We start from the raw sequence: 11,746 nt of genomic DNA on the forward strand, positions 1-11,746 counted from the left end.
ATATAGATCTATATCCCCTCTTGTTTCAAGTACGGGGTATATCACCCGATACTCTATCCTATTAACGGTGGAAATCCGTATGATCCTACTTCATTCAGATCATCTCTCATAAGTCCATTCCAGACAAGCTATCATGCTAAGGTCTCACTATCCTTAACTCCCTGTTAGGCATCACTTGAATGTACTCCTCTTATTCAACGATTTATCACTATGTAATTATAAAAAAAGGGCATCCCTATCCTAATCTTTTTCGAAAAAAAGAAAGGACGGGATACCCGTGGTGCCACCTTTGTTGACTGCCTCGGCAGTCCACTCAATCGTATCGAAGCACAATGCTTTTAATACGCGTCTTTTGTAACGATAAGACATTCGCCAAAGCCTACTCCTAACGTTTCGGTTTGGAAGCTCGGAAGTCCATTCCCTATGACCGTTCACACTGGTTCACACCAACCACCAGCTCTCTGCAGTGTCGATTATAGGTACTCCTCTTCGTCAAAGCCAATCGCTCATTTAATTAATTGTTTATTATACTAATCTCTTTTTATCACGATGTCAACTATTTCTCAAATAAATTATATTCAACATTTTGGTTAATGGTTCACACTATGGAAATCATCATCGAATCGCAAACCGGCCGATATCCGATTTCTATATAGATCTTGTTGGACGTGGGATTATCCAGGTCCGTATACAGGGAACAGAAAGAATGATCCTTCAATAAAAGGCGGCTGAGTTCGGCTACAACAGAAGATGCATATCCTTTTTTCCTGAATTCTTTAGGGGTATAAACAAAATTGACAGTAATTCCATTTTCCGTTCTTCTTGCCCCCCTTGCCATGGAAACAGGCTGGCCGTCCACTTCCCAAAAGAAAACATATGCTTCCTTCTCAATCATGTCTTTCGCCCTTTTCAGCGATTCGTCTCCTGACATAGATACCACTTCTGTATCGGCGACAAATTCACTGATCCATTTGGCCAACAACCTCTCCTGACCAGAGCATACGGGAACCATTTGTCCCTCGCTAAGCGGGATATCTTTCACCTTATTCAATTGATACACACGCTGGTTCATGCGGATACTGGTACTCGCTCCCGTAACGTGACTCCACTCCCGAGTCAATTGAAGCGCCGTTTCCTTTTCGGCAACAAAACCTGGAATCGATAGATGAACATCCTCACAGAAGTCTTTGAGTAGTATTGTAATTCCTTTAATCTCTTCTTTTTCTACTTTCAGAGTACTGACAAGGTAATGGGGTGGCGTCATGATGAATGATCCCACCACCAAGCCGGATTCATCTTCCACTAAAAGAAGCAGTGGGTCTTTATATTTGTCACTCGTTTTCATCGTATTCAATAAGCCCAATGGCAGGTTATTCGCCGCCTCATCCTCCATTAACAGGGAATGTACCTTATCGTAGAAGGCAATTGGATCCTTGAACTGTGTCAGCTTATACATATTATCACCCCAACACAACATTCGACATGTTCTATGATAATTCCTGCTTTATTCAGGAAGCTTTTTCCCGGTAATGGAGTGAAAGACATGGTAACCACTGACAGATACTCCGATGGTCCCTGCACCAGGAAACACGGAATCACCACAAACCCAGATGTTCTTAAGTGGCGTCCTGTGGGAAAGGCTCTTGAAGAGGGCATACTCATTGGTTTGGGGGAATCCACCAACAATTCCCCCGGGTCGACCTGTGAATCGTTCCCACGCCTTAGGCGCACCTGGGTAGAGTTCTACAATGCCTTTTCTGATAGAAGGTATGACCGCCTCTATTGAATCCAGCATCTTCTCTTGAAGCTGCTCCTTATAGCAATCATACTTCTCTTTCGTATTCCAATTGTTTAAACTCGTATGTGTGGAAACGGTCAAGGTCCTGAATCCTTCTGGGGCACGATTCCGATCTTCCGGATGCGACCATGACAAAAATAGATGGTCCCCTTCCGTCATATTCCCATTTTGAATAGTACAAACTTGTGAAAACAATGGAAGATCATCCGGCAGCACTTCTTCTTTCAGTAATATGTAAAGTGACATCGTCCCCCACACCGCTTCGAGATCTTTTCCTTTCAGATAGTTTTTCAATTTTGCACCATATTTTGAAGGAAACAGACTTTCAAGGGCTTGCACCGGTACGTTGCATATGACGTGTTTTGCCCTGTATTCATTGCCTCTATGATCACTTACTACCCACTGTTGATCTTGATCATCGCGGTCAATATCGACCACCTTCCTCCCCAAAGAAGCGTTGACACCGACAGATTCTGCTGCGTTGACAAGCTTATGGGCAATCTGGTAAAGCCCGCCTTCGAGGTAAAAGGCACCTTCATGATAGATATCCAGGGCCAGGCATCCCAACAACAATGAACAATGATCGCTCCCCACCTGCATACTGTCAATCAGCTGCCCATCAATAAAGTGTTTAAAGGAAGAATGATCATGTAGATTGTATTTCTTCAGTAAGTGAGACATCGATTCTTTAAAAAATGGAAGAAGGGTCAATGATCTTGGACGCAGACTTACAACGAGTTCCAACCATTCTCTCATTGTTTGAGGCGGTAAAGCCGGAAGCGCACCCATTAATTTCCGTATTTCCTTTGCAATCCTGTACACTTCCCTGAAAAAATGGCTGATTTGATTTGCTATTTCTGGGAATGCTTTCTTTAATTCATTCACATGAATTTCCCGGTTCCGATGAAAAGTCAGGGTATGATCAGGAAGATGGACTTCCATCACCCTCTCAAGCAGCAAATGAGGCGGGAATTCAATTCCCAGGTATGTAAAGATACGCTGATGAATACCCCCTTTTTCAAATCCCATGCCAAGGGTCGCCCCGACAGGAAACAGTGCTTTCCCCCGTTGGAACTTACCTGCACATCCTCCCCATTCCCGGGAGGCTTCAAGTAGTTGTACATGATAACCTGCACTTCCAAGGAGGGCTGCAGCGGTCAGCCCCCCAATCCCTCCTCCGACAACGACAACCGTGTTTTCCATCCTTCTTCACCCAATCCGTCATTTGTTACTATCCAATGTACTCTTTTGTCGTTGTAAACACAAAAACGGATGGGTCGGTTAAACCCATCCGTTTTTATGTTTCGATTGAGTGGCCAGAGATACCGATACGTACATGAAGAAGGAGATGATAATCGGAAAGATGACCGTATGCATATCCAGATAGTTCGGGGCAAAGCTATGGAATGAAACATATGCCAAAAGCCCGGAAATCATGGAAGAAAGCGCTCCCGGACCATTTCCCTTTTTCCAGTACAGGCCTAAAACAATTGGCCAGATGAACACCGCTTCAAGCCCCCCAAACGAAAACAAATTGAGCCAAATGATCAATTCAGGCGGACTTAATGCCATAAGAAAAACCAGAATCCCTGTTACACTCGTCACCCAGAAGCTAATTTTCTTAATCTTTTTCTCTTCTGCATCCCTATTGATGAAATTCATATATACATCTTTTACGATCGCTGACGATACAATCAATAGCAAAGAATCCACCGTCGACATGATCGCTGCCATTGGGGCTGCCAGTACAATCCCCGCAAGCCATGGTGGAAGCACTTCAAGCGCAAGTAGTGGCATGACTTTGTCCGCCACTTCAATTCCCGGCACGACCGCTCTTGCAAGTACACCGATGAGATGCATGCCAAGCATGATCGAACCAACGACAATCGTACCGATGATCAAAGCCCTGTGCAGGGAACGTGAATTTTTATAACTCATGGCCCTTACAGCTACTTGAGGAAGTCCAACGACACCCACTCCCACTAAAATCCAGAAGGAGGAAATATACCTGGCACTCAGTTCACCGTTCGGTCCATGAGGACTTAATAAATTTGGGTTTTCAGCCTGCAATTCAAGCATGATCTTTTCCATGCCCCCACCTGCCACGATGGTAGCAACGAGCAGGATGATGGTCCCTCCTAGCATGACAACTCCCTGGATTGCGTCAGTGATGGCAACTGCACGGAAACCGCCTATTATGACATACACAAGCACAGAAACAGCAAAAAGGAAAAGTGCCGCTTCATAGCTCAATCCCGTCAACGATTCAATAAGCCGTGCGCCCCCTACCCACTGGGCAATCATGGCTGAAAATAGAAATATGATGATACTGATTGCAGACAGGATCGTAATCTTATTACTCCCATACCGCCCCTGTAAATAATCGATTAATGTAACGGCTTTATACTTTCGTGACATGATGGCAAACTTTTTCCCCAGAATGAGGAGGACAAAGTATCCAGTCACCACCTGACTCATGGCAAGAAGCACCCATGATAAACCATATGTATATGCAGCGCCCGGACCACCGATGAAGCTAGAGGCACTTCCGTATGTGGCGATCATCGTCATCGCAAGGATGAATCCTCCGAGTTCACGGCTCCCAAGGAAATACTCCTGTACAAATGATTCTGATTTACTAACATTTCTTGCTGTATAGATTCCTACTATGAAAATCAAAATTAGAAAGGCAAATAAAGGTATCAAAGCCATACTATTCATGATCATCATCCTCCTCGTCAAAAGGAATATCAGTCAGAAGGAATTTAACGACAACGATCACCAATATGACCATAAGGAGAAATCCCATGATGCAGCTATAGAAGAACCATGCAGGCATACCAAGGATCCAATCGTAATCTGAAACAGGCTGCTCCCCGATCCCGAAAGCAAAGCCATACCACCATAAAAAATTTATAAGAACGAGTGCAATACCAATCAATGCTTCGTGGTTGGCAATCCGAAACCGTTTATCGTCTTTATCGTTCACTTCCCTTTTTCCCTCCTTTAAATAAACATCCTCTAACAATTTACGACAGGATTATAGGAAATGCAAGAAAAAGACAGGCCTGAAGCAACTGCTTCAGGCCTGTCTTTACGAACTAATAAAAGGGGGGTTTTCATGAACCATTCTCTCTAGTATGAAAGAGGGGGAACTCTTTTGTTCAATGAGAATGATTTTCAATATCATTGTAATGTCTGTATTATTAAAAGTCAACAAAAAAGAATGAATGTTTATAGGAAAATTCTGGTGAATTGCAAAAAGAATTGTGGTAAAATTCTAAATTGTACTCACTCTTAAAGAGATAGAAAAGGGGGAATCATTGTGAGAACAAAATTAAAAGCTTTTGGAATACCAATCGTCTTAGTTCTACTATGCATAGGAGCGCTTTTCTTCCATCAGCTGCAGAATGTCAAACAACAGCCGGATCCCGATTGGAGCAGGTCCATTCCATTGGACTACAGTTCCGAAGTGCGTCCGCTTACTTTTTTTGGTGAAGAAGGACTATTCCTTGCAAGCAACGGGGAGGTCGTTCAATATTCTTTCGATGAGAGTATGAACCCTAAGAAAGAAAGCACCCTTCACACCAGTGTAACCCGTGGTAAGCCGTTCTGGACAGACGGCCAAAAGGTTATACAAGTAAAAGGGGAAGAGTTAACTTCCATTGAGAACGGTAAAGCAAGAACCATTGATGAAGAAGTGACAGGAATCAGCACGTCACCTAATTCCATTCTTTACTGGAAGGGTGAGGTCCTTTATTCTCTTTCTCCTAAAGATCTAGCTACCAAGGAAGTTTTCAGGTTCAAAGGTGAGGTAAAGGATGCGTTTATTAATAATGGCGGAAGTGCCATCATACAGATCATGAAGGATGATACACACTCTCTCCTTTACTTCATGAACGAAGGATTACAATTGGTGAAGAGTCCCTTCTCCTTAGTCAATTCAGCAACGAACCAACATATGACTGGCCTGTCTTTTTCAACGGCAGATGATCAATTAATCGTTTTATACAATGAAGAGATGAGGTCTCAAGGAACTCTTTCCTATAAGATCTTTAAATTGAAAACACCGATTGAGGAAATTGGAACTTCGATGATCAAGCCTTCAAAACTGGAATTCACGAACGAACAATCAGGATTTAAGTTGCAAAGCCCGAGATCGGTACAGTTCGCTTCCATTGATGAAAAGCCATCCATCCTCTTTACATCCGAGAGTCATAGGGTCGGAGGGCAGAATGCCATCAGCCTATATGTAGCTCCATTCAACGATTCTACTGAAATTGTGGCTTCGCCAGTCAGTACAACCAAGCATTTTACCTATTCACCCATCCAACTGTCAGACGAGAGTATCTCATGGCTGGACTATGACGGTGATTATTACGAGTTATTCGGTGCATCAAAAAATGAACAAGCGATAGCCAAGAGTACGGAGTGGTCAAAACGAAGTGTCAAAGAAGCGATAAATAATGCTGTACTTATGCTATTCAGCAGCTTGATCACCGTTTTGGTTTCGTTTTATTGGGTTCTTCCTTCCCTTTTTGTACTGATTCTTCTTTATATGTTCAAACCGAATATTTTTGAAAAGGAAGAAATCAATTGGGTGGAATATGCTTCCATCATCCTTTTCATTCTCATGCCTTTGACGTTCATCAGTAAAGCCATGGGGGATTATTTCTATTTTTCTGCTCCGGCTTACCTCACCTTCTCTGGAAGTGAGTACGTTCTGTTATTGGTCATAAGCGTCCTCACTGCGCTGCTTTGGAAGGTGGGGAGAGACCCTGATTGGGGGACATTCGGAGGTGTCTTTTACTTTATGGGGATTTATATTCTCCTTTATGTAACCTCCATCGGACCATATATTTTTAATTTGTTTTAATAGTAAAACGCTCAGGTATAGGAATCCTGAGCGTTTTTACGTTCTATTCTTCTTCTCTCCAATGTTTCCGTTTGTAGAAGTACATATAGATCGTGATGCATAAAGTCAACCATGCACCCCCGGCAGTGAATCCTCCAAGTATATCGCTCGGGTAATGGACTCCAAGATACACCCTGCTCAGTCCTATTAATAAGACGAGGATCGCCACGACGATCACACTTACCCATTTGTATCGTTTACGATCAAAGGCACGGAACAGAATGAATGCAAGTGAGCCATAGAAGATAAATGAGCTCATGGAATGCCCACTTGGAAAGCTGTATCCTCCCTGTTGGATCAACGCCTCGATATCAGGTCGATCCCGTTTGAATATCCACTTTAATAACCCATTGAATCCGGCCCCTGTAACAATCGTAATCGCTACGAACAAAGCAAGTGGATACTTTTTTTGAAACAAAAGGATGAGTACCACACATATGGTAAAAACCGTGATACCCTTTATTCCGCCTAAAAAGGTGATGGACGTCATGATCTCCGTTAATTTATTTGAAATCGTCCCCCTGACGATCTCAAATACTACATCATCAAATTGGGCGATTTCATTTTCCTTCCATTCTTCCACGATGGATACGAATCCCCACGTGAATATGATAAGACATAACAGGGATACAGCGACAAAGACGGTTTGTTCAATTCGTTTCTCCTTCAAAGCTTCTCCCTCTCTCTAATACTCGACTCCTTATCTACTGAGCTTTTTTCTTTGAAGTCGTTTTCTTTTTCGTTGTTTTCTTTTCCTTTTTTGGCTTGGACGAATCAATGGACGCTTGGAGCGCCGCCATTAAATCCGTCACATTTTCTTTTGGTTCTTTTTCTTTGGATGTGACCATTTTTTCCCCTGTTTGTTTGGATTCAATCAATAGACTCAATCGTTCTCGATACTTGTCCTTATAATTCCCAGGCTCAAATTCAGTCGTCAATTGATCGATGAGCATTGTGGCAGTCTGAAGCTCTTTATCGGTAATTTCATCTTTCTCAGGAACGTTCGGTACATCACCGGTCCCTCTTACCTCATCAGGATAATGTATGGTTTCCATGACGAGAGTCTGTTCATATACCCGAACAATTGAAAGCTGCTCCTTCGATCTCATGGTGATTTTGGCAATCCCTACTTTACCTGATTCCTGTAACGCCTTTCTTAACAGGGAATATGCTTTCTTCCCGCCATCATTGGGAGAAACGAAATAACTTCTATCAAAGAATATCGGATCGATTTCCTCTATTTTAATAAAGTCGACAATTTCAACAGCTTTATCACCGCTCGCTTCTTTCAGCTCTTTCAATTCCTCATCTTCCAGTACGACAAATTTACCTTTCGTCACCTCAAAGCCTTTCACTATATCGGTTTGATCCAACTCCTTTTCACACGCAGGACAAACTTTCTCATACTTGATCGGTGTATGACATTCTTTATGAAGTGATCTCAGCTTGATATCCCGGTCTTCTGTAGCGGCATGAAGTTTTATGGGGATGTTCACCAGCCCAAAGCTGATGGAACCCTTCCAAATGGTATGCATATCTTTCAATACCCTCCTTTATATAAACTAATCCCTTATTCATATCATTTAGTTACCTAACTCTCTTCATCCCCCTAAACATCTGGAAATAAATCACTACAAATAAGGACACACTACTACTAAAAATCAAGGTGACAAATATGAAACCGATGCTCCCTACTTTACGTCCTGATTTACCAGCGGAAGGAACGTGGCATTACGAAGTGAAATATGATGGATTTCGAGGGATTCTTTCCATACTCTCCCATGATGAGATCACTCTTGAAAGTCGGAATGGAAAAGATCTTCTTCACCATTTCCCTGAAATCAAAGAACAAGTCCAATCATTACTGAACAATAAGAATTTTCCCGCTCCCCTTATTCTGGATGGTGAGATCGTGTTATTACGCTCTTCCTTCAGTACCGAATTCCATGAACTTCAAGTGAGGGGCAGGATGAGAAATACTCAGAAAATACATCGCGAAGCTACCAGGAGACCTGTTACATTTCTAGCATTTGATTTGCTTCAGTTTAGACAGGATTCCTACATTAATGAGCCATACCTAAAGAGAAAAGAGAAACTGAGAGAAGTGTTTGTACAACTGAAATTACCTTTGGAACCCTCTCCTTCTCAGCTTTCCTCCATACAGATGGTCCCTTATTTCAGAGACCTGAGTGAGATCTGGGAACGTGTAGAAAAGGAAGAAGGGGAAGGGGTTATCGCCAAAAGGAAAGACAGTAAATGGGAATCAGGAAAACGAAGCACGAATTGGATCAAAAGTAAAAATTGGAAGAGGTGTCAATGTTTTATCACTGCACTGGACGAGGATAATGATTATTTTCATATTGGTGTATTCCATGACCAACATATCGTGTCGATTGGATTATTTCACTTTGGTCTCTCACCTGAAGAGAAAAGGATCGTAAAAGCAAGCATTAAACAAAATTATACAGAGAAGAGACACTCCCTGATGTATATAGATCCGGCCATAACCGTGGAAATCTCCTATTTGAACTATCATGAAGGACAACTCCGGGAACCACATTTTAAGCGGTTCCTATTTTCCACTGCACCGGAAGATTGCACATTCGAACAATTTAAGAAAGACGAAGCCTCACTTCCCCGTGAAGTGGATATCACCCACCCTGAGAAGGAATTGTTTCGGGAAGTTCAAATGACAAAGCTGGATTACATCCGGTTTCTTCGAAAGGTATCACTGATGATTTTACCATTTATGAGGGATCGCCCTTTGACCTGCATTCGGTTTCCACATGGTATCTTTGGTGAATCCTTTTACCAAAAAAACACTCCCGACTATTCCCCTGAGTTTGTCGAAACATATGAAGAGGATGGAATTCACTACACCCTATGCAATAATCTTGAAACGTTGATATGGCTTGGAAATCAACTGGCACTTGAATTTCACATTCCATTTAAAAAAGCGAATGAGAACACTGTCAGTGAAATAGTATTTGATTTAGATCCTCCAACGAGAGACCATTTTCAACTTGCGGTCAAAGCAGCAAAAATCATGAAGGAATTATTCGACGGATTGAACTTGCATAGTTTTGTGAAAACGTCTGGCAACAAGGGGCTTCAAGTCTATATCCCCCTTCCTGCCGGCTACACATGGGAAGACACCGGTCTATTCACTGAATTCATTGCCCACTATCTGGTGACCAATTACCCCGATGATTTCACGATTGAACGTTTAAAGAAGAATCGGAAAGGCAGACTGTATGTTGACTATATTCAGCACGGGGAAGGCAAAACCATCATTGCACCCTACTCATTAAGGGGAAACGAAAAGGCCTTAGTCGCCACTCCCCTATGGTGGGATGAAGTAAACGGGGATCTTCACCCTGAACATTTTACGATGGATGTGGTTTTGAGGAGAATACAACAGAAGGGATGCCCGTTTAATCGGTTCGAGACGGTAAAAACAGACCAGCCATTTCAGAAGGTGATCGACTTCTTGAAGAACAGGGCCAAACATTAAGAAAGAGGGTGCCCCTATCTAATATGGGGAACCCTCTTTACTATTTTGGAAAGTCATGCACTCATGAACACTTTGCTTTCAACGATGGATTTAGCATGATTTTGAAGAAGTTCATAAGTTGCTTCTTCCGTAAATGCCTGTCTGGACACTTCATGAAAATCCTCGGGATGTGAAATCGACAATTCAATTTGAGATTGATACAGATACGTTGCATTCCCGATTAACTCCATATTGTATTGTCCTTCACCCAATTGGTTCACAATAACACGGACTTTCCCTCCGTTATTGTATACTTCGATCTCTTTACCGAACTCATTCTGTTCCAGCAGGCACGTCACCAGACTCGAAGCAGACATTGCTGTTCCACATGCGTTTGTAAAGCCAACGCCTCTTTCAAACGTCCGCACATAGATGGAACCTTTTTCCAACGGGTGAACAAAGCTCACATTGACCCCATCAGGGAAAAGGTTGTTTGGTCCATTCACCGTCTCAGAAATGTTCTTCTGCTCATTCGAGAGAATATGCTCTGTGCCAACAACACTGATTAAATGAGGATTCGGCACTGCCAGGGCAGAGAATGTCAAGCGATCTGATATCTCTGGAATGCTCTCATTTAACAATGTTTCACGATCCATATTCATCGGCAGTTGATTTAATCCAAAAAGGACAGGAGAAATTTCCACATTATACGTCGGGATGTTTTCAAATATGGACTCCTGTGATGACACCCGGAGATTGGCTTTCATCGTTTGGATAATAATGGATTCCTTGTCCAGGAGTTCGCATACATAGCGTCCCACACACCGCAGGCCATTGCCGCACATCGATGCCTCGGAACCATCTGCATTAAAGACCCGCATTCTGGCATCGCAATTCTCGCTTGCTAATACAAATAGGATGCCATCAGCCCCAAGAGACGATCGGCGATCACATAATGCAAGGGCAAGGTTTTGTCTTGCTTCATCGGTAAAGTCATAGCCATTCGTCATTTCATCAATAAGTAGAAAGTCATTCCCAGATCCATGACATTTAATTAGATTCAAGTCCATCGTGAATCCCTCCACGGTAATTTACTAGTAAACTATTCATAATAGTCTTAGCTTGCCACAAACAAGCTCATTTCGCAATCATCTTCCTCTTAATTTGATAAAAGAAATAAACATGGACGATTATCAGTTGATTTCCCAACTTTCTTTCGAGACAATGAATATGGTGATGTTTATGAAAGAAGATTACCATTTTCGCTTTCAGGTCCGAGAGGTAGTTGAAGCCTTGGATGAATACCAATCCAGGGATGTGACCGTTTTAGCACGGATACGGAATGACAAAAAAGACCTCATCCATGAAGGTCTCTTTAGAGTACGCTTTAATAGCATCGGGGTTTACCCATCCCCCGCCGATGTAGCGGGGCAAATATCTTCCAGGCATCTGCAGCGCGTTCTTCTGGTTGAGCTGAAGCGATATATCAAACCTCAGAGGAAATATTTGTCTCCAGGGAAGTATAAACCCGTATGGTAAG

The 11,746-nt window shown here is 42.6% G+C and carries 10 protein-coding genes and 2 other annotated features (1 of these 12 cut by a window edge); of the genes, 3 read left to right on the forward strand and 7 right to left on the reverse strand.

Features of this window, described 5'->3' with window-relative positions; translation table 11 throughout:
- Positions 1 to 207: a binding site (T-box leader), on the reverse strand; it reaches 39 nt to the left of the window's first position.
- A 52-nt stretch (positions 208 to 259) separates the two neighbouring features.
- Positions 260 to 505, reverse strand: a binding site (T-box leader).
- A 93-nt stretch (positions 506 to 598) separates the two neighbouring features.
- The 4 genes from SLH55_RS09685 to SLH55_RS09700 all read right to left on the reverse strand — a co-directional run bounded on the left by SLH55_RS09685 (position 599) and on the right by SLH55_RS09700 (position 4,787).
- The gene (locus SLH55_RS09685; protein ID WP_320323307.1) at positions 599 to 1,456 is read right to left on the reverse strand and encodes a GNAT family N-acetyltransferase; all 858 of its coding nucleotides are present in this window, start codon (positions 1,454 to 1,456) and stop codon (positions 599 to 601) included.
- Between the two features lie 48 nt (positions 1,457 to 1,504).
- Positions 1,505 to 3,001, reverse strand: coding sequence for an FAD-dependent oxidoreductase (locus SLH55_RS09690; protein WP_219168187.1), 1,497 nt, complete (start codon positions 2,999 to 3,001; stop codon positions 1,505 to 1,507).
- A 78-nt stretch (positions 3,002 to 3,079) separates the two neighbouring features.
- Positions 3,080 to 4,519, reverse strand: a complete 1,440-nt coding sequence (panF, locus tag SLH55_RS09695; RefSeq protein WP_219168188.1) for a sodium/pantothenate symporter — start codon at positions 4,517 to 4,519, stop codon at positions 3,080 to 3,082.
- Positions 4,512 to 4,787, reverse strand: coding sequence for a YhdT family protein (locus SLH55_RS09700; RefSeq protein ID WP_219168189.1), 276 nt, complete (start codon positions 4,785 to 4,787; stop codon positions 4,512 to 4,514). Before SLH55_RS09700 ends, panF begins: the two co-directional genes overlap by 8 nt.
- 336 nt (positions 4,788 to 5,123) lie before the next feature.
- On the opposite strand from SLH55_RS09700, the gene SLH55_RS09705 reads away from it, so the two are divergent.
- Positions 5,124 to 6,674: a hypothetical protein gene (locus SLH55_RS09705; RefSeq protein WP_219168190.1), complete on the forward strand. Its 1,551-nt coding sequence runs from the start codon at positions 5,124 to 5,126 to the stop codon at positions 6,672 to 6,674.
- 43 nt (positions 6,675 to 6,717) lie between these two features.
- Here the strand turns inward: SLH55_RS09705 and SLH55_RS09710 are convergent, their stop codons facing one another.
- Together SLH55_RS09710 and SLH55_RS09715 are read right to left on the reverse strand one after the other, a co-directional pair.
- Positions 6,718 to 7,383: a phosphatase PAP2 family protein gene (locus SLH55_RS09710; protein WP_219168191.1), complete on the reverse strand. Its 666-nt coding sequence runs from the start codon at positions 7,381 to 7,383 to the stop codon at positions 6,718 to 6,720.
- A gap of 34 nt (positions 7,384 to 7,417) precedes the next feature.
- Positions 7,418 to 8,248 (reverse strand): Ku protein, encoded by an 831-nt coding sequence (locus SLH55_RS09715; protein ID WP_219168192.1) that lies wholly within the window; start codon positions 8,246 to 8,248, stop codon positions 7,418 to 7,420.
- Positions 8,249 to 8,388: 140 nt separating this feature from the next.
- Between SLH55_RS09715 and SLH55_RS09720 the strand changes: the two genes are divergently transcribed.
- Positions 8,389 to 10,227 (forward strand): DNA ligase D, encoded by a 1,839-nt coding sequence (locus tag SLH55_RS09720; RefSeq protein WP_320323308.1) that lies wholly within the window; start codon positions 8,389 to 8,391, stop codon positions 10,225 to 10,227.
- 53 nt (positions 10,228 to 10,280) lie between these two features.
- Here the strand turns inward: SLH55_RS09720 and dapF are convergent, their stop codons facing one another.
- Positions 10,281 to 11,276 carry a diaminopimelate epimerase gene (gene dapF / locus SLH55_RS09725; protein ID WP_320323309.1) on the reverse strand — a complete coding sequence of 332 codons (996 nt, stop codon included), beginning with the start codon at positions 11,274 to 11,276 and terminating at the stop codon, positions 10,281 to 10,283.
- Between the two features lie 112 nt (positions 11,277 to 11,388).
- Between dapF and SLH55_RS09730 the strand changes: the two genes are divergently transcribed.
- On the forward strand, positions 11,389 to 11,745 hold the full coding sequence (locus tag SLH55_RS09730) for a hypothetical protein (RefSeq protein ID WP_320323310.1): 357 nt from the start codon (positions 11,389 to 11,391) through the stop codon (positions 11,743 to 11,745).
- The last annotated feature ends 1 nt before the right edge of the window (position 11,746 follow it).

The sequence above is a fragment of the Rossellomorea sp. YZS02 genome (genome assembly GCF_033963925.1).
GTDB lineage: Bacteria > Bacillota > Bacilli > Bacillales > Bacillaceae_B > Rossellomorea.